The organism is Quadrisphaera granulorum (assembly GCF_003149145.1).
GTDB lineage: Bacteria > Actinomycetota > Actinomycetes > Actinomycetales > Quadrisphaeraceae > Quadrisphaera > Quadrisphaera granulorum.
The window spans coordinates 101499-124023 of the sequence record NZ_QGDQ01000001.1 but is presented as its reverse complement, the minus strand read 5'-3'; the positions used below and the strand labels follow the sequence as shown (position 1 = coordinate 124023).

The following is a 22525-nucleotide window of genomic DNA, read 5'->3' as shown; positions in this document are numbered from 1 at the left end:
CGTCCTGCAGCCGCCCCCGAGTCGCCCCGGAACGGTGCCCGGGGCGACTCAAGCGCGGCTCACGAACTGCTCAGATGTCGAGGCCGTCCATCATCTCGGTGACCAGCGCCGCCACGGGCGAGCGCTCCGAGCGGGTCAGCGTCACGTGCGCGAACAGCGGGTGCCCCTTGAAGGCCTCGATGACGGCAGCGACGCCATCGTGGCGGCCCACGCGGAGGTTGTCACGCTGGGCGACGTCGTGCGTGAGCACCACCCGGGAGTTCTGTCCGATGCGCGACAGCACCGTGAGGAGCACGTTGCGCTCGAGGGACTGGGCCTCGTCGACGACGACGAAGGCGTCGTGAAGGCTGCGACCGCGGATGTGCGTCAGGGGCAGCACCTCGAGCAGGCCGCGGGCCATGACCTCTTCGACCACGGCGGGGCTGACGAGCGCCCCGAGGGTGTCGAAGACGGCCTGGGCCCAGGGGTTCATCTTCTCGGCCTCCGAGCCCGGCAGGTAGCCGAGCTCCTGACCGCCGACGGCGTACAGCGGGCGGAAGACCATGACCTTGCGGTGCTGGCGGCGTTCCATGACCGCTTCCAGCCCGGCGCACAGGGCGAGCGCCGACTTGCCGGTGCCCGCCCGGCCCCCGAGGGAGACGATGCCGATGGAGGGGTCCAGCAGCAGGTCGACGGCGATGCGCTGCTCCGCACTGCGACCGTGAACGCCGAAGACTTCGCGGTCTCCCTTGACCAGCCGGACCTGCTTGTCAGCTCCGACCCTGCCGAGCGCCGAGCCGCGGCTGGACAGCAGCACCAGGCCGGTGTGGCAGGGAAGCTCGCGGGCGCTCTCGAGGTCGAGGGAGCCGGCGTCGTAGAGGTCCTGCACCTCCTCCGTGCTCACGTCGAGCTCGACGACGCCGGTCCAGCCGGTGTCGACGGGGCCGGTGGCCACGTACTCCTCGGCCGCCAGGCCCACTGCGGAGGCCTTGACGCGCATCGGCAGGTCCTTGCTGACCACCGTGACTCGACGACCCTCGTGAGCCAGGTTGGCCGCTACGGCGAGGATGCGCGTGTCGGCGTCACCGAGGTGGAAACCATCGGGCAGGCCCGCCGGGTCGGTGTGGTTGAGCTCGACCACGAGCGTGCCGCCCACCTCGCCGACCGGGACGGGGGCGTCCAGGCGGCCGTGGCGGATGCGCAGATCGTCCAGGAGGCGCAGGGCCGCCCGGGCGAAGTAGCCCAGCTCGGCGTGGTGGCGCTTGGCCTCCAGCTCGGTGATGACGACCACCGGCAGCACGACTTCGTGTTCGGCGAAGCGCAGCAGCGCCCGCGGATCCGAGAGCAGCACCGAAGTGTCGAGCACGAAGGTCCGCACATCCGGGGAACCCGGCGATGAGACGGACGGGACAACGGCCGAGGCGTCGCTCACGAGACCGACGCTAACCCCGAACGCCGACGTCCCGTGGGAGGACTGACAGGAACACTCACTCGTCGAGCGGATGGGGGCTCACCCGAGCAGCCCTCCGCCACCGCCCCTCACCCTCCGTAGCGACGCTCGCGCTCGGCATAAGACCGCAGGGCCCGCAGGAAGTCGACCCTCCGGAAGTCGGGCCAGTAGGCCTCGCAGAAGTAGAACTCGCTGTGCGCGCTCTGCCACAGCAGGAAGCCCGACAGTCGCTGCTCCCCCGAGGTGCGGATGACGAGGTCCGGGTCGGGTTGGCCCGCGGTGTAGAGGTGCTCGGCGATGTGCTCGACGTCCAGCACCTCCACGAGCTCCTCCAGCGACGTTCCACGGGCGGCGTGCTCGGCCAGCAGCGAGCGGACGGCGTCGGCAATCTCGCGGCGGCCTCCGTACCCCACGGCCACGTTGATGTGCAGACCGGTGTGCGACGCCGTCTGCTTGGCGGCGTCTTCGAGGGCGCCGCGCGTGCTCGCCGGCAGCAGGTCAAGGGCACCCACGGGGTGGACCCGCCACCGCCCGTCGCGGGCCAACCTGTCGACCGTGTCTTCGATGATGGCCAGCAGAGGGCCGAGCTCCGCGGCCGGGCGCGTGAGGTTGTCGGTGGAGAGCATCCACAGCGTCACCACCTCGACGCCGACCTGCTCGCACCATTCCGTGAGCTCGAGCACCTTGTCCGCACCGGCCTGATGCCCGGAACGCGGCTCGAAGCCCGCCTCACGTGCCCAACGACGGTTCCCGTCGAGGATGACCGCGACGTGGCGCGGAGCACGGGCCGGGTCGACGGAGGTGACCAGCCGGCGCTCGTAACCCCGTTCCAGCACGACGCGCAGCGGTGCGCGCATGCTCCTCAGGCGAGGGGCCACCCAGCGCCTGGCGCGTTGCACCTGAAGGAGCGCGCGCGTGCGCGCCCCGTCGTCCGCTGCGACCACGACCGCCTCCTCCACGACTGCTGATGAGCCTAGGGTGTGCCGCGCGACTCCGACGCGTGCACCCGCGCGCCACCAAGAGGGACCTCAGGACGTCTTGAGGTCCGCCCTGCGCGCCGTGAACCCGTGTTGAGTGGCCGCGTTCGTGCACGTCACACCCAAGGTCTGACTACTCGTGCAGGTGATCGGCGCGAACGTGATCGACTGCCCGTACTGCAACACCTCGGCCCCGGCACCGTCCAACGGGCCGCCGGAGATCAGGCATAGCCGCTGCGCCGGACCGTCGCCAAGGCCGACGCTCCCCCGACCATCCTGACCGCTCCCCACGGTGCTCGGGCAGCCGGCGTCGAGCGGGGGCTCGTCGCGCCACTGGGTGCTGGCCAGGTCACAACGGACGTAGGGGCCAGCGCCCTCGACGGGCACCATGGAGCAGGTGATGTTGCGCTCCGGCAGGATGAAGGTGGTCAGGGATGTCACCGTGCGCCCCGAGGGCGCGGAAGTAGCACTGGCACCGGCGCTGGCCGTCGGTGCGCCGCTGGCGGCATCTGCCGAGGCTGCTGCGCCCGGGCCCGCTGTGGCACTCGCGGGTGACGCGCCAGCAGGTGCCGTGGGTTCCGACGCTCCGCTGCACCCGGCCGACAGCAGCACCGCGCACACCGTGATCGCCGCGCCGATGCCGAGCCGTACCCGCCCGGAAGTACAGGATCGACCGTTGCTCGCGATGCGTCTGGTGGTGCTGGGGCGGGTGAAGCGGCTCACGGCTCCATCGTGGGCCTCCCCGCCGGATCACACGGCCGAACCGGACATCCCGGAAACCTCGGGCGTCAGGAGCAGCCGCGCAGCACCAGGCCCTGGGCCAGCACATCGGGGTCGGAACCAATCGCGTCGACGTTGGCGGCGTACAGGGCGCGCCAGCGAGCGTCGATGTCGGCGGCGGACGCGCTCTCCCCCAGCTGCGCCTGCGCCAGCCGCCAGAGGGAGTCGCCACGTACCACGACCAGCTCGCAGCCCGCTCCGGCGGTGGCCGCCGGGGGCAGCTGGGACGGCGAGACGGCAGTCGACTGCGGCGGAGCCGGCTGGATCGAGGGCTGCGACAACGACGACGACGGCGGCGCTGACGACGTGGCAGGAGCCGACGGCGTCGTCGTCTCCGGCGGCGTGGTCGTCTCCGACGGAGTCTGCGAGGCTGCCGCGAGCTCGGCGGCGGCAGACGCACTGCCGCGGGCCAGCACGAGGACGACGAGCGCCGGAGCCGACGTGGCCACCGCGAGGACGACCAGCGCCGCGAGCGGAGCCGCCGCGCGGCCCGGCGTCGTCGTCGTGAGGGGAGCACCGGAGACCGGGACCCTCACGAGCACCTGGGGTGGAGCCGGAGGCCGTAGCGCCGCAAGGGCGGCGAGGACGACGACGGTCAGCAGCCCCGCCACGGCCACGAGGCCCGTCACGCGCAGGGCCAGCAGCCAACCCCCTGCGAGCGCGTCGGCGCGCCAGACCACGAGCGCGACCAGCGCCAGCAGCGCCACCACGGCACTTCCGGCGATCCGCCACGCGCGCGCGTCCACGCCACCTCCGAGCTCCGATGCCTCGACCGGCAGCGAGGGCCGCCCGGTCACCGGCAGAGCGCCGGCCGCTCGTCACCCTAAGCGGGTGGGCGGCGAGGGGTGTCGGGTTCGTCCCGGTCTGTGGTCGTCTCGCGGCTGACCTCGCCCTGGACGACGTCGGGCCCCGCCGCCAGCTCGTCACGAGGCTCATTGCCGCCGTCGCCCCTGGCAGTCCCGTCGAGCTCGCGCCCGCGGGCGGCCTCTTCACGGGCTCGCTCGGCGGCCTCCTCCAGGAACGCCCGGTGCCGGATGCGGCGCATCCGGCCGACCAGGTTGACGATGAGGAAGATCGACACGACGACGACGACGGCCGTCGCGAGGAAGCCCTGGACCCCGGGGGTGATGTCGGTGTCCTGCAGGCCGCGCGGCAGGTCGTCCCCACCGGGGATCGGCGAGGGACCCAGGCCCGTCAGAGGGCCCAGGAGCAGCAGCACGCTCACCAGGCGCTCACCGAGGGCTCGTGGCACTCACCGCAGAGGCTCACGCGGCGCTGCCGGCGGCGAGGTGCTCGCGGACCCCGGCGAACAGGTCGGACTCGACCTCGCCCTCGGCGAGCGCCGGAAGGGCCACACGGGACCGTGCCAGTTCGAAGTCCTCCGTGGGCCACAGCCGGGCCTCGAGGTCACGCCCGGCGGCGAACCAGAAGCCGTCGGGGTCGATCTGTGTGGCGTGGGCCAGCAGGGCGGCGTCGCGCTGGGGGAAGAACTCCGCCACCGGCACGCGCGTGGTGACGATGCGCTCCTCGCGCTCGCTCCACCGCTCCATCCACTCGGTGAAGGGCGACTCGCCCTTCTCGCGCAGCAGGTGCTCGTGGATGGCGAGGATCCGGGCCCGCGACATGGTGTTGTAGTAGAGCTTCAGCGGTGTCCAGGGCTCGCCCTCGCCGGGGTAGGCGTCGGGATCGCCGGCAGCATCGAAGGCCGCCATCGACACCTTGTGGCACATGATGTGGTCGGGGTGGGGGTAGCCGCCGTTCTCGTCGTATGTCGTCATGACGTGCGGCTTGAAGCGGCGGACCACGCGCACGAGCGCCTCCGCCGCCACGTGCAGGGGCTCCAGCGCGAAGCAGCCGTCGGGCAGCGGCGGCAGCGGGTCTCCCTCGGGCAGGCCGGAGTCGACGAAGCCCAGCCACTCGTGCTGCACGCCGAGCGCGGCAGCGGCGGCGGCCATCTCCTCGCGGCGGACCTGGGCGATGTCGCGCAGCACGCGCGGGTCGTCGGCGAGCTTGGGGTTGAGGATGGACCCGCGCTCACCGCCCGTGCAGCTGACGACCAGCACCTCGACGCCCTCGCTGACGTAGCGGGCGCAGGTAGCGGCGCCCTTGCTCGACTCGTCGTCGGGGTGGGCGTGGACCGCCATGAGGCGCAGCGGCTCGGGGCCGCCGAGCTGACTACTGGCCTGGGTGCTGGCGCGGCCGGGCAGGGGACTGCTCACGGGAGGGGACCTCCGGGTGCACGGGTGGGCGACAATCATCGCGCACCACCACCACCCAGCGCCGACCGACCGGACCAGAGGAGCACCACCGCGTGAGCAGCGCCCACCACAGCGCACCGGAGCGACCGGCCGGCCGCTACGGCACCCGCGGCCCGGTGCGCCGGCACCTACGGCTCGTGGTGAGCGTCGCGCTCGGCCTCGCGCTCGCGGCGTGGGCGGTCTGGGCGGGGCTGGGCAGTGCATCCGGGCACATCCAGGCCGACGAGCAGGGCTACAAGATCGTCGATGACTCCACCGTCGTCGTCGTGTTCCGCGTGGCCAAGCCCGCTGACCAGGAGGTCGTCTGCACCGTGCAGGCACTCAGCTCGACGTCGGCGGTGGTGGGCTTGCAGCAGTGGCCCGTGGGCGCGGATGCGGGCGCCTCCAGCGTGCAGACCGTCACCGTCAAGACGCAGCAGCGGGCCGTCACCGGCGTCGTCGACGGCTGCCGCCCCACCTGACGGCGCGGGCGCCCCGATCAGCACGCGGACGGCCAGACCGCAGTGCGCTGGTAGCCTCGTCGTTTCCGCGCTCTGCGCCGGCCGTTGTCGTCCTGCCGCGGAGCACAGCCCTGAGACCGACCGAGGAGGACCGGTGACCGACACCACGACCGCCACCACCTGGCTGACGCAGGAGGCCTACGACCGCCTCCAGGCCGAGCACGCCCACCTGACCGGGCCGGGCCGGCTCGAGATCACCAAGCGCATCGACGCGGCGCGCCAGGAGGGTGACCTCAAGGAGAACGGCGGGTACCACGCCGCCAAGGACGAGCAGGGCAAGATGGAGGCCCGCATCCGGCAGCTCGAGCAGCTGCTGCGCGAGGCTCAGGTCGGCCAGGCTCCCGCTGCCGCCAGCGGCGTCGTCGCGCCGGGCACCGTGGTCACGGCCACCGTGAACGGCAGCATGAAGATGCGCTTCCTGCTGGGCAGCCGTGAGGCCGCCGGCACCACCGACCTCGACGTGTACAGCGAGAAGTCGCCCATCGGCTCAGCGATCCTGGGCAAGAAGAAGGGCGACTCGGCGAGCTACCACGCGCCGAACGGCAAGGAGCTGTCCGTCGTGGTCGACGACGTCGAGGCCTACGCCGGCTGACACGTCCTCCGTGCGCACGAGAGGCGCCCCTCCCCGACCGGGGTGGGGCGCCTCTCGCGTGTCACACCGCGCCAGGGATCTCAGCGTGCGGCGGAGCGCTTGAACTGGCGGGTGGCCAGCGGGAGGAACACCGCGACGAGCACGAACGCCCACACGAGCGTGTAGAGCACGGGGTGCTGCAGCGGCCAGGCAGCGCCGGTGTCGACGAGCGAGGGGTTGCCGAACAGCTCGCGGCTGGCCTGCGTCACCGCGGAGACCGGGTTCCAGTCCGCGATGAACCGCAGCACGGTCGGGAAGTTGGTCGTGGGGACGAAGGTGTTGGCGATGAACGTGATCGGGAAGATCACGATGAAGCTGACGTTGTTGAACACCTCCGGGCTGCGCACGATGAGCCCCACGAACGCCATGACCCACGAGCAGGCGTAGGCGAACAGCAGCAGCAGCGCGAAACCGGCCAGCGCCTCCAGCGGGGAGGTCGTGATGCGCCACCCGACCGCGAGCCCGGTGGCCGTCATGATGAGGATGACCAGCACGTTGGTGACGACGTCGGACGTCGTCCTGCCCACGAGCACCGCTGAGGGCGCGATGGGCAGCGAGCGGAACCTGTCGATGACGCCCTTCTGCATGTCGTCGGCGAGGCCGCTGCCGGTGACCGTGGCGCCGAAGATCACCGTCTGGGCGAAGATGCCGGGCACGAGGAAGCTGGCGTAGTTCGTGCCCGGCGGCACCGGGATGGCGCTGCCGAAGACGTAGACGAACAGCAGGATGAACATGATCGGCGAGATGAGCGTGCCGACCAGCAGGTCCGGCACGCGCCGCACCTTGATGAGGTTGCGCTGGGCGATGGTCGCCCCGTCTCCCACCGCGGACCAGAACGCGCTCATGCCGGTGCCCCCGCCTTCTGCTCGTCGGTCGTGTCGGGGCCCGCAGTGCCGCCGGCCGGGTCGGTCTCGTCGGTGCGCTTGCCGGTGAGGGTGAGGAAGACGTCGTCCATGGTGGGGCGGCGCAGCCCCGCGTCGGACAGCCGCACGCCCTCGGCGTCGAGGCGGGACAGCACCCTCACGAGCGTCTGCGCGCCGCCGTCGACAGGGGCGATGAGGCGGCGCGTGTGCGGCTCGACCTCCACCTCACCGACAGCCACCTCGGCCAGCGCGGAGCGCACCCGCTCGACCTGGGCCGGATCATTGGCGACGATCTCGAGGCGCTCGCCGCCTACCTGGGCCTTGAGCTGGTCGGCCGTGCCGCGGGCGATGGCGTGGCCGTGGTCGATGACGACGATGTCGTCCGCGAGCAGATCGGCCTCTTCGAGGTACTGCGTGGTGAGGACCACGGTGGTGCCGCCGCGAACCATGCCCTGCAGCAGCTCCCACATGTCGGCACGACTGCGCGGGTCGAGGCCGGTGGTGGGCTCGTCGAGGAAGAGCACCGGCGGATCGGCCACGAGCGCGCCGGCGAGGTCGAGACGGCGCCGCATGCCGCCGGAGTACCCCTTGACGGGCCGGTCACCGGCGTCGGTGAGCGTGAACAGCTCCAGCAGCTCACGCGCCCGCGCCGACGCCCGGGCAGCGCCGAGGTGGTAGAGCTTGCCGATCATCCGGAGGTTCTCGAAACCGGTGAGGTACTCGTCGACGGCGGCGTACTGCCCGGAGACGCCGATCCGCCGGCGGACCTCCTGCGGGTCGGCCAGCACGTCGACCCCGGCCACCTGCGCCTCCCCCGCGTCCGGCACGAGCAGCGTGGTGAGGATCCTCACGGTGGTGGTCTTGCCCGCCCCGTTGGGACCGAGCAAGCCCAGCACGGTGCCCTCAGGTACGTCGAGGTCGACCCCGTCGAGGGCGCGAGTCACCCCGCTACCTCGCCCCGGCGTTCCGTAGGTCTTCACCAGACCCCTGGCCCGCACCGCGAGCCCCCTGCCGCTGCTTCCCACCACGGGACGCACGCTAGGCGCAGGCACCGACAGCCGGGACCCGCGACGCCGGGAGTTCAGCTGACGAGCACCTCGTAGCCTGCCCGCCGCAGCCCCTCCACCAGGCGCTCGGCATGCGCGGGTCCCTGCGTCTGCAGGCGCAGGTCGACCTCGGCCTCGTCGACGGCGACGCGACCCGAGGTCCGAGCGTGCCCCACGTCGATGACGTCAGCACCCGCCTCCGCCACCCGCGCGAGCAGCGCAGCGAGTGATCCGGGGCGGTCCGGCAGGCGCCGCACCGAGAGGGCGAGGAAGCGCCCCGCGGCGGCCATGCCGTGCCGGATGACGCGCATGAGCAGCAGCGGGTCGACGTTGCCACCGGAGAGCACCACGCCCACGGGAGGTTCGTAGGCGGTGGGGTCGGCCAGCAGCGCCGCCACCCCCGCCGCTCCCCCGGGCTCGACCACGAGCTTGGCGCGCTCGAGCAGGAGCAGCAGCGCGCGGGAGACGTCCTCCTCGGACACCGTGACCACGTCGGCGGGCGGCAACAGCGACGACACCGTCGCGAAGGGCACGTCACCGGGCCTGGCGACGGCGATGCCGTCGGCCATCGTCGCCATCCGGTCCAGCACCACCGGGTGCCCAGCCACCAGGGACGCCGGCCACGCGGCAGCCCCAGCAGCCTGCACGCCCACCACTCTCACCCCGGGCGCCGCACCCGCGAGCGCCGCCGCCGTGCCCGCCAGCAGCCCGCCGCCGCCGAGACAGACGAGCACCGTGCGCAGGCCGGCCACCTGCTCGACCAGCTCCAGGCCCACCGTGCCCTGGCCCGCGACGACGTCGGGGTGGTCGAAGGGGTGCACGAGCACCGCGCCGGTGGCCTCGACGTGCTCGTGCGCCGCCACCAGCGCCTCGTCGACGGTGGCGCCCGCCAGCTCGACGCGCGCGCCATAGCGGCTGGTGGCCTCGAGCTTCGGCAGGGAGGCACCCACCGGCATGAAGACCGTGGCGGGAGCGCCCAGCTCCCGCGCCGCGATGGCCACGCCCTGCGCGTGGTTGCCGGCGCTCGCGGCGACCAGTCCGCGGCGGCGCTCGTCGCTCGTCAGCCGAGCCGCGCGCACGTACGCCCCGCGGACCTTGAACGAGCCACCGCGCTGGAGGTTCTCGAGCTTCAGGTGCACCGGGCCGCCGACCAGGTCGGACAGCGCGCGGCTGCGCACCACCGGGGTACGCCGGACAACGCCGTCCAGGACCGGTCGTGCCGCCAGCACGTCCTCCGGTCCCACCGCTGGCACCGGCGAGGGCGCAGGCGTCACCGCGCGCCGTCCTCCCCCGGGCCGCCGGCGTCGCCGGAGCCCACCGGGCCCGGAGCAGGCGGCTGCCCGGAGTGACGTGCCTGCAGGGCAGCGGCCTCGTCGGCGGCGCGCCGCTCTCCGTCCGCGGTGGGCTCCTCGTCGTCGTCCTCGAAGTGCTCGACGAGGTCGGGCGGCAGCGCCGCATCCCCGCGGACGAGGTAGACGATCACGGTGTTGGCCACCGCGATGATCGGGACGGCGAAGAGCACCCCCGGGATGCCGGCGAGCGTGCCGCCGGCGGCGATGGCCACGAACACAGCCAACGGGTGGACGGAGACAGCCTTGCCCAGCAGGAGCGGCTGCAGCACGTGGCTCTCGAGCTGCTGCACGAGGAGCACCACGAGGAGCATGATCAACGCCTTGATCGGGCCCACCGCGACCAGACCCACGAGGACGGCGACGGCGCCGGTGACCACCGCGCCGACGATCGGCACGAACGCGCCCAGGAACACCAGCACGGCCAGCGGCACGGCCAGCGGGATCTGCAGGGCCAGCGCTCCGATGCCGATGCCGATCGCGTCGACGGCAGCCACGATGATCGTCGCGCGGACGTACGAGGTGAGGGTGATCCAGCCGCGGTGCATGGCCGCGTCGAAGGGAGCCTCGGCCGGGGCGGGCAGCAGCCGCACGAGCCACGACCACACGCGGCGGCCGTCCCAGGTGAGGAAGATCGTGAAGAACAGCACGAGGAAGCTGCCCGTGAGGAACGTCGCGGCGGTGCCGCCGACGGCCACGGCCCCGTTGACCAGCGACTGGCTGTTCTCCTGCAGCGCCGAGCGGGCCTGGCTGATGTAGGCGTTGATCTGGCTGCTCGACAGGTTGAGCGGACCGTTGGAGAGCCACAGCTGCAGCTGGGTGATGCCGTCGGAGGCCTGCTTGGCGAGGTCGTCGAAGCCCGAGGCGATCTGCGTGACCACCAGCGTGAAGAGGCCCGCGATCAGGGCGATGCCCAGCAGGAGGCTCACCAGCGTGGCGAGCACGCGCGGCCAGCCGAGCCGGTCCAGGAAGTCGACGAAGGGCACCAGCAGCGCCACGAACAGCAGCGAGACGAACAGCGCGATGGTCAGGTCGGCGAAGTACGCCAGCACCCGGCCGATGCCGTAGAGGACGACGGCGACGACGAGGATCCGCCAGGCCCACGCACCGGCCACCCGCACCGGGAAGCTCACGGCGTCAGCAGCGGTGCGCTCCGGGCGCGGTGTACGAGTCAGGCGGCTCTGGGTGGGAGGCACACCCGCCAGTGTGGCGGGCTGTCAGCTGAGTGCGCGGTCGAGGTCGCCGATCAGGTCATCGACGTCCTCCAGACCCACCGACAGGCGCACGAGGTCATCCGGGACCTCCAGCGCCGAGCCCGCAACGGACGCGTGCGTCATCGCTGCCGGGTGCTCGATGAGCGACTCCACGCCCCCGAGGGACTCGGCCAGGGTGAACACCTGCGTGCACTCGCACACCTGCAGGGCCGTGGCGCGCGAGCCGACGCGGAAGCTGACCATGCCGCCGCCGCGGCGCATCTGCTTCGCGGCGACGTCGTGGCCAGGGTGCCCCTCCAGGCCCGGGTGGAGCACGGTGGTCACGGCGGGGTGCTCGGTCAGCCAGGCGGCCACGGCCTCGGCGGAGTCGCAGTGGCGCTCCATCCGCACCGCGAGCGTCTTGAGGCCGCGCAGCACCAGCCACGCATCGAACGGCCCGGCCACGGCGCCCATGGCGTTCTGGTGGAAGCCGACGGACTCGGCCACGGCGTCGAGGTGGTCTCCCTTGCCGACGACGAGCGCGCCGCCGACCACGTCGGAGTGACCGCCGCAGTACTTGGTGGTCGAGTGGACGACGACGTCCGCGCCGAGCGCCAGCGGCTGCTGCAGGTACGGGGTGGCGAAGGTGTTGTCGACGGCGAGCAGCGCGCCGGCCTCGTGCGCGACGGCCGCGAGCGCGCCGATGTCACCGACGGTGAGCAGCGGGTTGGTGGGCGTCTCGGCCCACACGAGCTTGGTGCGGCCGGGCCTGACGGCGGCAGCCACAGCGTCGGCGTCGGAGATGTCGGCGGGGGTGTGCTCCACGCCCCAGCGCCCGAGCACGCGGGCGATGAGCCGGTAGGTGCCGCCGTAGGCGTCGTCGGGGACGACGACGTGGTCGCCCGGCGTCAGCACGGCGCGCAGCAGCGTGTCCTCGGCGGCCAGACCGGAGGCGAAGGCGTACGCGGAGCGGCCGCCCTCGAGGGAGGCCAGGCACTCCTGGAGCGCGTCGCGGGTGGGGTTGGCGGAGCGGGAGTACTCGTAGCCCAAGCGCAGCCCGCCGACGCCGTCCTGCTTGTAGGTGGTGGAGACGCCGATGGCGGGGATCACCGCGCCCGTGCGCGGGTCGGGCTCGGACCCGGCATGGATCGCCCGGGTGGAGAAACCGCTGCCGGACCAGATGTCCGAGGAGTGCTGCTCGCTCACGGGTCCGAGGCTACGACCCCTCGGGATGGATCGTGCGCGACGAGGTGTTGAGGGAATCAGGATTCGAGCCTCAGGAGGAAGCGCATGGCCCTGTTCGGCAGCTCGCTGAAGTCCCGCATGGTGACCCGCGAGGAGGCGCTGCCCGGCCGCGACGTCCGCCCCTACCCCGTCCCGACCCACCACGCCGTGCTCGGCACGCCGCTGGAGGGCCCGTGGCCCGAGGGCACCCAGGTGCTGTACGTGGCGATGGGCTGCTTCTGGGGCGCCGAGCGCACGTTCTGGCGCCAGCCCGGGGTGGTGACCACCTCGGTCGGCTACACCGGCGGCTTCACGCCGAACCCCTGGTACGAGGAGACCGTCACCGGGCGCACCGGCCACACCGAGGCGGTGATGGTGGCCTACGACCCGGCGCAGACCTCCGCGGACGCGCTGCTCAAGGTGTTCTGGGAGAGCCACGACCCGTCGCAGGTGAACCGGCAGGGCAACGACGTCGGCACCACCTACCGCTCGGCGGTCTACTGGACCACCGAGGAGCAGCGCGAGGCGGTGGAGCGCACCAAGGCCGCGTTCGAGCCGAAGCTGCGCGCTGCGGGCTTCGGACCGGTGGCCACGGAGCTGCGGCCCGCGTCCGACGCGGGCCCGTACTACCTCGCCGAGGACTACCACCAGCAGTACCTGCACAAGGTGCCGAACGGCTACTGCGGCCTGGGTGGCACGGGCGTGACCTGCCCGGTCGGCGTCGTCGGCGCTTGACCCTGTTCCAGAGGCCCATGATCACGGCGATCATGGGCCTCCGGAACACTGGCGCTCGTGAGCACGGAGCAGCGGCCCGACCAGCCCGGGCATGACGTCGCCTGGTGGGACGCCAAGCATCGCGACCGCGGCGCCCACGACGGCGTCGACCCGTCGGTCCGCGCCGCGTGCCTGCCGCTGCAGCCCGGCACCGCGATCGACCTGGCCTGCGGCACCGGGCGCCACGCGCGGTGGCTGGCGGGCCTCAGCTGGGACGTGGTCGGCGTCGACTCCTCCCCCGGCGGCCTGGAGGTCGCGGCGCGCGCCGCCACAGCGCGGGACCTGGACGCTCATTGCCGCTGGGTGACCGCCGACGCCCGCACCTGGCAGCCGGAGGCTCCGGTCGAGCTGGTGGTGGTCGCCTTCGTCGCCCTGCCGCGGCTTGTCGAGCGCGCAGCGCAGTGGCTGGTGCCGGGCGGTCGCGTCGTCGTCGTCGGACATGCCCTGTCCAACGCATCCCGCGGGGTCGGGGGTCCGCGCGACCCGCGCCTGCTCCACGACGTCACCGCTCTGCGTCAGGCGGCGCATGCCGCGGGGCTACGGGTGCGCGTCGCCGCGGAGGTGGAGCGCCCGGTGATCTGGGACGACGACGTCCGCCGGCTCCAGGTCGACGCCGTCCTCGTGGCCGACCACCCCCTCTGACCCTCCACAGGCCGCACTTTCCGCGGCAAGTGCGACAAGCGGGGGCCCCATGGCGCACTTGCCGCGGCAAGTGCGAGAAGCACGAGGGGCACGGCGGCCAGGGCGGGAGGACGACGAAGGCCCTGCTCCTCAGCGGGAGCAGGGCCTTCGCCATGCGTCGGGGTCGGCGGCCTCTCGGCCGCCCTCGGGGCTCAGCGGTTGAGCGGGGTCGAGGGGAAGGTCGGGAGCACCGTGCCCCAGCCGTCACGACTGCGGGCGGGATGGGTTCCGACCTGGGCGTCCTCGGTGGCGCGCGCCAGGGCGTACAGCGCCCCCAGGGAGAGGAGGGACAGGGCCAGGATGAGAGCGAAGACCGTCATGCATCAAGCATCGACCACAATTGGCATTGTGACATCAGGCCAATCGGGGGCTAGTGGCCTGAATTAGACCATCCAGGTCACCAACCGGGCGCTGATCACTACAACGGAGCAGGGACGAGGGATTCCCAAACCATGCCAATCCTGCGACAGTGGCCTGGTGTCGATGAACAGCGGACCGCTCATCACCGGCCCGATGGGCACCGTCGGCCCGACGACGACGTCAGCGGAGCGCCTCGCCGAGCTCATCGGTGCGGACACGCTCCACGCACCCATGTACGCCAGCCTGGCCAGCGGTATCCAGGGCCTGGTCCGGGACGGCCGTCTCGGCGTCGGCGTGCGGCTACCCGCCGAGCGTGAGCTCGCCGCGGCTCTCGGCGTCAGCCGGGTCACCGTGTCCGCCGCGTACGGGCGGCTGCGCGAAGCGGGCTGGGCCGACGCCCGCCAAGGATCGGGCACCTGGACACAGCTGCCCGCCACGAGCGGCGTCGTCGCCGCCTGGGTGCCCGGCGGGGAGCGCGACGGCACGCTCGACCTGTCCTACGCCGCCCCACCCGGCCCCCCCGAGGTGGCCGACGCCTACGCCCAGGCCCTCACGGAACTGCCACGTCACCTCGGCGGTCACGGCTACACCCCGCTGGGCCTTCTCGCCCTGCGCACGCGCATCGCCGACCGCTACACCGCACGCGGCCTGCCCACCACACCCGAGCAGGTGCTCGTGACCTGTGGCGCCGGCGGCGCGGTCAGTGCGGCGCTGCGCGCCGTGCTCGACGCCGGAGACCGCCTCGTGGTGGAGCACCCGGTGTGGCCGAACGCCCTCGACGTCGCCCGTGAACTGCGCGCCCGCCTCGTGCCGGTCTCGCGCGATCTCGACTCCGGTTCCGGCTTCGTCACTGCGGTGCACCGTGCCGCGCGCCAGACCTCGGCGCGGGCGCTGTACGTCGTCCCCGATTTCTCCAACCCGACCGGTGCCACCCTGTCCGAGGGCGACCGCCGTTCCCTGGTCATCTCCATGCAGCAGCAGGAAGTGACGGTGGTCGCCGACGAGGCCCTCGCCGACCTGGCCCTGGACGATCAAGAATCGCTCACCCCGCTCGCCGCGCACGGCAGGCCCGGCACGGTGCTGAGCGCCGGGTCGCTCAGCAAGGCCGTGTGGGCCGGCGTGCGGATCGGGTGGCTGCGAGCTGAGCCCGACGTTATCGCGCGCACCGCCGCCGCGGCCTCCCGTGACCACGGGGCGCTCTCCCTGGTCGACCAGCTGGCCGCGTGCGCACTGCTGGACGTCCTCGACGTCGTCGTCGCTCGCCGCCGGGTGCAGCTGCGCGCCCAGCGCGACGCCCTCGTGGCCGCGCTGGGCGAGCACCTTCCCGAATGGGGCGTCACCGTGCCTCCCGGCGGGCAGTCGCTGTGGTGCCGGTTGCCGGCGGGGGTGTCGTCGTCGGTGCTCGTCGACACCGCCGAGCAGCTCGGTCTGCGCCTGGCCACCGGCTCGCGCTTCGGCGCCGGTCATGCCTTCGACGACATGCTGCGCCTGCCGTTCACCGCCCCCGTGCCCGACCTGCTGCGGGCCGTGGAGCTGCTGGTCGCCGCGAGCAGCGCCTGCGCCGGCCGCTCTCCCTCTACCCCACGCCGCCACCTGGTGTGACAGCTGCTCGGACACTGGCAGGACGACGACGACGGCGTTAGCGTCCGCGCCGTGACCAGCACACCGACAAGCAGCGCAGACAACGGCGCAGCGGCCTTCGTTGCCGAGGTTCGCAAGGCCTACGCCGCGTCCGGCGCCGCCGTGCAACTCGGCGCGCTCGTCGTCGACGGTGTCGCCCACTCCGACGCGCCCGTGCAGCTGCCGCTGTCAGTGCTGAACCGCCACGGGCTGGTCGCGGGAGCCACGGGCACCGGCAAGACGAAGACGCTGCAGCTCATCGCCGAGCAGCTCAGCGCCCACGGTGTGCCGACGTTCCTCACCGACGTCAAGGGCGACCTGTCCGGCATCGCCCTGCCGGGACAGCCGTCCGACCGTGTGGCCTCGCGCGCCGCCGACGTCGGCCAGCAGTGGGCTCCGGCCGGTTGTCCGACGGAGCTGCTGGCGCTGGGCGGCCTCGGCACGGGGGTGCCCGTGCGAGCGACCATCACGAGCTTCGGGCCGTCACTGCTCGCCCGCGTGCTCGACCTGTCGGAGGTGCAGTCGTCGTCGTTAGCCCTGGTCTTCCACTGGGCGGACAAGGCAGGTCTGCCGCTGCTCGACCTCGCGGACCTGCGCGCCGTCATCTCCCACCTCGTCTCCCCCGAGGGCAAGGCCGACCTCGAGGGCCTGGGCGGGCTGAGCAAGCAGACCGCGGGCGTACTGCTGCGGGAGCTGCTGGCCTTCGCCGACGGCGGCGCCGACGCTTTCTTCGGCGAACCGGAGCTCGACGTCCACGACCTTCTGCGCACCGTGCCTGCCGACGGCTCCGACGACGGCGAGCGCGGCGTGGTCTCCTGCCTGGAGCTGCCCGCCGTGCAGGGCCGCCCGGCGCTGTTCTCCACCTTCCTGCTGTGGCTGCTCGCGGAGCTCTTCGAGGAGCTGCCCGAGGTGGGCGACCTCGACAAGCCCAAGCTCGTGTTCTTCTTCGACGAGGCACACCTGCTCTTCACCGGAGCGAGCAAGGACTTCGTCGCGCAGGTCGCCCAGACCGTGCGGCTGGTGCGCTCCAAGGGCGTCGGCGTGGTGTTCGTCACGCAGAGCCCGACGGACCTGCCCAAGGAGGTGCTCGCCCAGCTCGGCTCCCGCGTGCAGCACGCCCTGCGCGCGTTCACTCCCGACGACGCCAAGGCGCTGCGCGCCACCGCCTCGACGTACCCCCGGAGCAGCCACTACGACACCGAGACCCTCCTCACCAGCGTCGGAACCGGCGAAGCCGTGGTGACCGTGCTGTCCGAGAACGGCGTGCCGACGCCCGTCGCGTGGACGCGGCTGCGGGCGCCGCAGTCCCTCATGGGACCGGCGCCGGAGGCCGAGCAGCAGCGCATCGTGGCCGCGTCACCGCTGCAGGCCGAGTACGGCACGCCCATCGACAGGGACTCCGCCTACGAGCGCCTCACCCGCAAGACCACCGCGCCGGCGCGGCCCTCGGCGGAGCGGGAGCCGGCGCCGTCGTCGTCGTCCTCAACCCCTCAGCGACCTTCAGGACGGCGGACGGCGGAGCCGGAGGAGCGGTCTGTGGTGGAGCAGGTGCTCGGGTCCTCGGCGTTCCGCAGCTTCGCGAGGTCGGCCGCCTCCAGCCTCGGCCGCGAGATCACCCGGAGCCTGTTCGGCGTGCGTCGTCGCTGAGGTTCCCGTCCGCCCGCGCAGGGCGACGGCTGACGCTCGTGGTGCCACCGCGCGAGGAATGGCAAGATTCCCCCGTGCCTGCCGTCCTCCTGCTCGTGGCTCGTCGCCACGTCGACCTGTGCCGGCAGCGCAGCGTCGCGGTCTGTCCGGCCTCACGCTGACGGCTTTCCCGCTCTGACCAGCCACTTTCCTGGCGGTCCACGGCGCGGGCGCCACCTTGAGCACCACGGCGTGCGCCCCCGCGTGCGCTTCTCCCTGCCAGCAGGCCTGCACCGGAAGGCGCTCCACGACCCATGACGGCTGAGACCAGCCCCCGCCCCGCGCGCGCCGCGCGCCCGAGGGACGGCGCTGCCCGCAGCGACGGTGCCTGGGCCACGGGCGACCGCACCCCCCTCAACCCCAACGAGGTCTTCAAGGCCGCGGACGACGGGCTGAACGTCCGGCAGCGCATCGAGGAGGTCTACTCGCGCGAGGGCTTCGCGAGCATCGCCCCGGAAGACCTGCGGGGCCGCATGCGCTGGTGGGGCCTGTACACCCAACGCCGCCCGGGGATCGACGGCGGCCGGACGGCCAGCATCGACCCCGCCGAGCTCGACGACGAGTACTTCATGATGCGCGTCCGCATCGACGGCGGGGCGCTCACCACCGAGCAGCTGCGGACCATCGGCGAGATCTCCACGGAGTTCGCCCGCGGCACCGCTGACGTCACCGACCGCCAGAACGTGCAGCTGCACTGGATCCGCGTGGAGGACGTCCCCGAGATCTGGCGCCGCCTCGAGGCGGTGGGCCTGTCCACCACCGAGGCCTGCGGTGACTGCCCCCGCGTCGTCCTCGGCAGCCCGCTGGCGGGCATCGCCGCCGACGAGGTGGTCGACGGCACCCCCGCCGTCCTGGAGATCCAGAAGCGCTTCATCGGCGACCCTCAGTTCTCCAACCTGCCGCGCAAGTTCAAGTCGGCCGTCAGCGGTTCGCCCCGCGGCGACGTCGTCCACGAAGGCAACGACCTCGCCTTCGTCGGCGTCGTCCACCCCGAGCACGGGCCCGGCTTCGACGTGTGGGTGGGCGGTGGCCTGTCCACCAACCCCCGTCTGGCCGAGCGCCTCGGCGCCTGGGTTCCGCTGGAGGACGTCCCGGATGTGTGGGCCGGCGTCGTCGGGATCTTCCGCGACCACGGCTACCGCCGCCTGCGCAACCGCGCCCGCCTGAAGTTCCTCATGGCCGACTGGGGCCCGGCGAAGTTCCGCGAGGTACTCGAGCGCGACTACCTGCACCGTCCCCTGCTCGACGGTCCGGCTCCCGTGCCGACCGCCGAGCCCGACCACGTCGGCGTGCACGAGCAGGTCGACGGGCTGCGCTACGTGGGACTGGCGCCCGTCGTCGGTCGCGTCAGCGGCCCGGTGCTCGTGGCGCTCGCCGACGCCGCGGAGGCGCACGGCAGCCGGCGGGTACGCACGACGCCCCACCAGAAGCTCGTGGTGCTCGACATCGCGCCGGAGCAGGTGGAGTCCTTCGTCGAGGCTGCCGCGGCGATCGGGCTGCAGGCCCGTCCCAGCGCGTGGCGCCGCGGCGCGATGGCGTGCACCGGTCTGGAGTTCTGCAAGCTCGCCATCGTGGAGACCAAGGCCACCGCAGCGGCCCTCGTCAGCGAGATGGAGCAGCGTCTGCCGACCCTGGCCGAGCCGCTGACGGTGCACGTCAACGGCTGCCCCAACTCGTGCGCCCGCATCCAGACCGCGGACATCGGCCTCAAGGGGCAGATCGTCACGGATGCCGACGGCGCGCAGGTGCCGGGCTTCCAGGTGCACCTGGGCGGCGCCACCGGCCTGGGGGCGGGGTTCGGGCGCAAGCTGCGCGGTCACAAGGTCACCGCGAGCGAGCTGCCCGACTACGTCGAGCGCGTGACGAGTGCGTGGCTCGAGGAGCGCGAGGACGGCGAGCGGTTCGCCCAGTGGGTGGCCCGCGCCGACGAGGAGAAGCTCCGATGAGCGAGGCGGGCGGGCGCAGCACGCCGCTGCACTGCCCGTTCTGCGCCGGTGAGGACCTGCGGCCCGACGAGGCGGCAGCGACGGCGTGGCGGTGCGGGGAGTGCCTGCGGGTGTTCTCGGTAAGGGTGCACGGCCTGGCGCCGCACCCCGTGGGGATGGAGTCACGGTGATGACAGGAACAACGACGACGACGGCGGACGAGCGGCGCGCGCTGGCGGAGGCCGCCGGCCGAGACCTCGAGGGCGCCAGCGCCCAGGAGGTGGCCCGCTGGGCGGTGGACACCTTCGGGCACGACCTCGTGGTGGCCGCGTCCATGCAGGACGCGGTGCTCCCGCACCTGTTCGCGCAGCTGCTGCCGGGGGTGGAGCTGCTCTTCCTGGAGACGGGCTACCACTTCCCGGAGACGGCCGTGATGCGCGACCGGGTAGCCGCCGAGCTGCCCGTGCGCGTCATCGACGTGCTGCCCCGCCTCACCGTGCCCCAGCAGGACGCCGAGTACGGCCCGCGCCTGCACGAGCGCGACCCGGGCCTGTGCTGCTCCCTGCGCAAGGTGTTCCCGCTGGCCGAGGCGCTCGACGGCCGCGGCGCCTGGGTGACCGGGGTGCGCCGCGACGAAGCCCCGACCCGCGCGAACACCCCGGTGGTGACCTGGGACGAGAAGCACCACCTCGTCAAGGTCAACCCGCTGGTGCGATGGACCCTGCAGGACGTGGAGGACTACATCACCGAGCACCAGCTGCCGCGCCACGAGCTGACCCTGCGCGGGTACCCCTCCATCGGCTGCGCGCCGTGCACCCGGGCCGTGGCGCCCGGTGAGGACCCCCGCAGCGGACGCTGGTCGGGCACCGCCAAGACCGAGTGCGGGATCCACACGTGAGCGCGCTGACGTCATCGAGCCCGGCAGCCCCGGCAGCGCTCTCGGCGCTGGACGCCCTGGAGTCCGAGGGCATCCACGTGATCCGCGAGGTCGCTGCCGAGTTCGAGCGGCCGGTGCTGCTGTTCTCCGGCGGCAAGGACTCCGTGGTGGTGCTGCACCTGGCACGCAAGGCGTTCTGGCCGGTGCCGGTGCCGTTCCCGGTGATGCACGTCGACACCGGGCACAACTTCCCCGAGGTCCTCGAGTACCGCGACGCCGCGGTCGAGCGGTACGGCGTGCGGCTCGTCGTCGCCAGCGTGCAGGACTCCATCGACGCCGGGCGGGTCCGCGAGCGGCCCGACGGCACCCGCAACCCGCTGCAGACCACCACGCTGCTGGACGCGATCACGGAGCACCGCTTCGACGCGGTCTTCGGCGGGGCGCGTCGCGACGAGGAGAAAGCCCGCGCCAAGGAGCGCGTGCTGTCGCTGCGCGACGAGTTCGGCCAGTGGGACCCGCGCCGCCAGCGCCCCGAGCTGTGGAACCTCTACAACGGCCGGCACGCCCCCGGGGAGCACGTGCGCGCGTTCCCGCTGTCCAACTGGACCGAGCTGGACATCTGGCAGTACCTCGCCCGTGAGGGCGTGGAGCTGCCGAGCATCTACTTCGCGCACGAGCGCGAGGTGTTCGAGCGCGACGGCATGCTCATCGCGGACACCCCCGTGAGCCGCCCCCGGGCCGACGAGCAGGTCACCCGGCGCACGGTGCGCTACCGCACCGTCGGCGACATGTCCTGCACCGGTGCCGTCTCCAGCGACGCCGACACCTACGCGGCGGTGATCGCCGAGGTCGCAGCCAGCCGCCTCACCGAGCGCGGCGCCACGCGCGCCGACGACCGCCTGTCGGAGGCAGCCATGGAGGACCGCAAGCGAGAGGGCTACTTCTGATGAGCGCGTCCGCAGCCCAGCTGCCCCGCGAGACCTCGACGCTGGACGTCGAGGAGCTGCTGCCCCAGGAGGCGCCCCTGCTGCGCCTGGCCACGGCGGGCTCCGTCGACGACGGCAAGTCGACCCTCGTCGGGCGGCTCCTGCACGACACCAAGTCCGTGCTGGCCGACCAGCTCGACGCGATCACCCGCACCAGCCGCGACCGCGGCCTGGAGCGGGTCGACCTCTCGCTGCTCACCGACGGCCTGCGTGCCGAGCGGGAGCAGGGCATCACCATCGACGTGGCCTACCGCTACTTCTCCACCCCGCGGCGCCGGTTCGTGCTCGCGGACACCCCCGGTCACGTCCAGTACACGCGCAACATGGTCACCGGTGCCTCCACGGCGCAGGTCGCCGTCCTGTTGCTCGACGCCCGCCACGGTGTGGTCGAGCAGACCCGGCGGCACGCGGCGGTCTCGGCGCTGCTGGGTGTGCCGCACCTCGTGCTCGCCGTCAACAAGATGGACCTCGTCGATTTCGACGAGGCACGGTTCCGGCAGCTGCACGCCGAGGCCGCGCAGCTCGTGGAGCAGCTCGGGCTACGGGCCGACCAGCTGACCGCGGTGCCCGTCTGCGCCCTCGACGGCGACAACGTGGCGGACCGCTCCGACCGGATGCCCTGGTACGACGGGCCCTCGCTGCTGGAGCTGCTCGAGCAGCTCCCGGTGGCCGACGACGTCGCGGGCGGCGCCGCGAGGATGCCCGTGCAGTACGTCCTGCGCGACCACGACACCGACTACCGCGCCTACGCCGGGCTGGTCACCAGCGGCAGCCTGGCCGTCGGCGAGGAGGTCGTGGTGCTCCCCCGCGGCCAGCGGACGCGCGTCGCGGGCATCGACACCGCGGACGGGCCCCTCCAGGAGGTCGGCGCCGGTCGCTCGGTGGCGCTGCGGCTCACCGACGACGTCGACGTCTCGCGCGGTGACCTCATCGCCGCCGTCACGGGGGCACCGGAGCCGGTGCAGGAGTTCTCCGGCACGGTCTGCTGGCTGCACGAGCGTCCGCTGCGCACCGGAGACCGCCTGCTGCTGCGTCACGGCACGCGCACCGTGCGCGCGATCGTTCGGGAAGTTACCGACCGTCTCGACGTCGCGTCGCTGGAGCACACCGGAGCGGACGGGCAGCTCGCCCTCAACGAGATCGGCGGGGTGGTGGTCCGCACCGCCGAGCCGCTCCCCCTCGACGCCTACCGCGAACTGCGCCCCACGGGCGCCTTCCTGCTCATCGACCCCTCCGACGGCGCCACCCTCGGCGCCGGGATGGCGGGAGCGCCGATCCCCGGTCTGCGGGCCGGCTGAGGCTCCCCCGGCCACGCCAGACCAGCCACCCCACCAGTACCAACCCACCCCGTCACCCAGAGGAGATC

Annotated in this window: 23 protein-coding genes; 11 read left to right on the top strand and 12 right to left on the bottom strand. The window is 72.9% G+C overall.

The genetic code is table 11. The features are described 5' to 3' along the window. Positions 1 to 70: 70 nt before the first annotated feature. The 6 genes from phoH2 to mca all read right to left on the bottom strand — a co-directional run bounded on the left by phoH2 (position 71) and on the right by mca (position 5330). Positions 71 to 1411 (bottom strand): RNA 5'-3' helicase PhoH2, encoded by a 1341-nt coding sequence (gene phoH2, locus BXY45_RS00530; protein WP_211319113.1) that lies wholly within the window; start codon positions 1409 to 1411, stop codon positions 71 to 73. 107 nt (positions 1412 to 1518) lie between these two features. Further along, a complete protein-coding gene (locus tag BXY45_RS00525; protein WP_109772653.1) occupies positions 1519 to 2286 on the bottom strand; it encodes an isoprenyl transferase in 768 nt (255 codons plus the stop codon). 171 nt (positions 2287 to 2457) lie between these two features. Next, on the bottom strand, positions 2458 to 2847 hold the full coding sequence (locus tag BXY45_RS00520; protein WP_109772345.1) for a hypothetical protein: 390 nt from the start codon (positions 2845 to 2847) through the stop codon (positions 2458 to 2460). A gap of 347 nt (positions 2848 to 3194) precedes the next feature. Next, positions 3195 to 3932, bottom strand: a complete 738-nt coding sequence (locus tag BXY45_RS00515; RefSeq protein WP_146211027.1) for a LysM peptidoglycan-binding domain-containing protein — start codon at positions 3930 to 3932, stop codon at positions 3195 to 3197. Between the two features lie 77 nt (positions 3933 to 4009). Further along, a complete protein-coding gene (locus BXY45_RS00510) occupies positions 4010 to 4411 on the bottom strand; it encodes a hypothetical protein (protein ID WP_109772343.1) in 402 nt (133 codons plus the stop codon). Between the two features lie 40 nt (positions 4412 to 4451). Then, complete coding sequence (gene mca, locus BXY45_RS00505) at positions 4452 to 5330, bottom strand: mycothiol conjugate amidase Mca (protein ID WP_109772652.1); 879 nt, start codon at positions 5328 to 5330, stop codon at positions 4452 to 4454. Between the two features lie 167 nt (positions 5331 to 5497). Here mca and BXY45_RS00500 point away from each other — a divergent pair, with 167 nt between their 5' ends. Beyond that, complete coding sequence (locus BXY45_RS00500) at positions 5498 to 5905, top strand: DUF4307 domain-containing protein (RefSeq protein ID WP_109772342.1); 408 nt, start codon at positions 5498 to 5500, stop codon at positions 5903 to 5905. 133 nt (positions 5906 to 6038) lie between these two features. Then, entirely contained in the window at positions 6039 to 6536 is a 498-nt protein-coding gene (greA, locus tag BXY45_RS00495; protein WP_245961570.1) for a transcription elongation factor GreA, read from the top strand. Between the two features lie 80 nt (positions 6537 to 6616). Here greA and BXY45_RS00490 read toward each other — a convergent pair whose 3' ends face one another. From BXY45_RS00490 to BXY45_RS00470, 5 genes are read right to left on the bottom strand one after another with little or no spacing between them, the layout of a single operon-like run. Beyond that, positions 6617 to 7420: an ABC transporter permease gene (locus tag BXY45_RS00490; RefSeq protein ID WP_109772340.1), complete on the bottom strand. Its 804-nt coding sequence runs from the start codon at positions 7418 to 7420 to the stop codon at positions 6617 to 6619. After that, on the bottom strand, positions 7417 to 8466 hold the full coding sequence (locus BXY45_RS00485) for an ATP-binding cassette domain-containing protein (RefSeq protein WP_245961569.1): 1050 nt from the start codon (positions 8464 to 8466) through the stop codon (positions 7417 to 7419). Before BXY45_RS00485 ends, BXY45_RS00490 begins: the two co-directional genes overlap by 4 nt. 53 nt (positions 8467 to 8519) lie before the next feature. Next, positions 8520 to 9758: a threonine ammonia-lyase gene (gene ilvA / locus BXY45_RS00480; RefSeq protein ID WP_109772338.1), complete on the bottom strand. Its 1239-nt coding sequence runs from the start codon at positions 9756 to 9758 to the stop codon at positions 8520 to 8522. Next, positions 9755 to 11029 (bottom strand): AI-2E family transporter, encoded by a 1275-nt coding sequence (locus BXY45_RS00475; RefSeq protein WP_119700357.1) that lies wholly within the window; start codon positions 11027 to 11029, stop codon positions 9755 to 9757. The genes ilvA and BXY45_RS00475 overlap by 4 nt, the downstream gene beginning before the upstream one ends. 21 nt (positions 11030 to 11050) lie before the next feature. Continuing rightward, entirely contained in the window at positions 11051 to 12232 is a 1182-nt protein-coding gene (locus BXY45_RS00470) for a cystathionine gamma-synthase (RefSeq protein WP_109772336.1), read from the bottom strand. A gap of 84 nt (positions 12233 to 12316) precedes the next feature. On the opposite strand from BXY45_RS00470, the gene msrA reads away from it, so the two are divergent. Together msrA and BXY45_RS00460 are read left to right on the top strand one after the other, a co-directional pair. Beyond that, entirely contained in the window at positions 12317 to 12985 is a 669-nt protein-coding gene (msrA, locus tag BXY45_RS00465; RefSeq protein WP_211319111.1) for a peptide-methionine (S)-S-oxide reductase MsrA, read from the top strand. A gap of 57 nt (positions 12986 to 13042) precedes the next feature. Continuing rightward, entirely contained in the window at positions 13043 to 13666 is a 624-nt protein-coding gene (locus tag BXY45_RS00460; protein WP_177524068.1) for a class I SAM-dependent methyltransferase, read from the top strand. 191 nt (positions 13667 to 13857) lie between these two features. On the opposite strand, the gene BXY45_RS23065 is transcribed toward BXY45_RS00460, so the two are convergent. After that, positions 13858 to 14025, bottom strand: a complete 168-nt coding sequence (locus BXY45_RS23065; protein ID WP_170131239.1) for a hypothetical protein — start codon at positions 14023 to 14025, stop codon at positions 13858 to 13860. A 163-nt stretch (positions 14026 to 14188) separates the two neighbouring features. Between BXY45_RS23065 and yczR the strand changes: the two genes are divergently transcribed. The 7 genes from yczR (at position 14189) to BXY45_RS00430 (ending at position 22457) form a co-directional block, all read left to right on the top strand. After that, the gene (gene yczR / locus BXY45_RS00455; RefSeq protein ID WP_109772334.1) at positions 14189 to 15667 is read left to right on the top strand and encodes a MocR-like transcription factor YczR; all 1479 of its coding nucleotides are present in this window, start codon (positions 14189 to 14191) and stop codon (positions 15665 to 15667) included. Between the two features lie 51 nt (positions 15668 to 15718). Next, complete coding sequence (locus tag BXY45_RS00450) at positions 15719 to 17332, top strand: helicase HerA-like domain-containing protein (protein ID WP_109772333.1); 1614 nt, start codon at positions 15719 to 15721, stop codon at positions 17330 to 17332. Positions 17333 to 17625: 293 nt separating this feature from the next. Continuing rightward, positions 17626 to 19317 (top strand): nitrite/sulfite reductase, encoded by a 1692-nt coding sequence (locus tag BXY45_RS00445; RefSeq protein ID WP_109772332.1) that lies wholly within the window; start codon positions 17626 to 17628, stop codon positions 19315 to 19317. Beyond that, on the top strand, positions 19314 to 19487 hold the full coding sequence (locus tag BXY45_RS23060) for a hypothetical protein (RefSeq protein ID WP_170131238.1): 174 nt from the start codon (positions 19314 to 19316) through the stop codon (positions 19485 to 19487). Before BXY45_RS00445 ends, BXY45_RS23060 begins: the two co-directional genes overlap by 4 nt. Beyond that, positions 19487 to 20194: a phosphoadenylyl-sulfate reductase gene (locus BXY45_RS00440; protein ID WP_109772650.1), complete on the top strand. Its 708-nt coding sequence runs from the start codon at positions 19487 to 19489 to the stop codon at positions 20192 to 20194. The genes BXY45_RS23060 and BXY45_RS00440 overlap by 1 nt, the downstream gene beginning before the upstream one ends. Next, a complete protein-coding gene (gene cysD, locus BXY45_RS00435; protein ID WP_245961568.1) occupies positions 20191 to 21120 on the top strand; it encodes a sulfate adenylyltransferase subunit CysD in 930 nt (309 codons plus the stop codon). The genes BXY45_RS00440 and cysD overlap by 4 nt, the downstream gene beginning before the upstream one ends. Beyond that, positions 21120 to 22457: a sulfate adenylyltransferase subunit 1 gene (locus tag BXY45_RS00430; RefSeq protein ID WP_109772330.1), complete on the top strand. Its 1338-nt coding sequence runs from the start codon at positions 21120 to 21122 to the stop codon at positions 22455 to 22457. Before cysD ends, BXY45_RS00430 begins: the two co-directional genes overlap by 1 nt. Positions 22458 to 22525 lie beyond the last annotated feature (68 nt).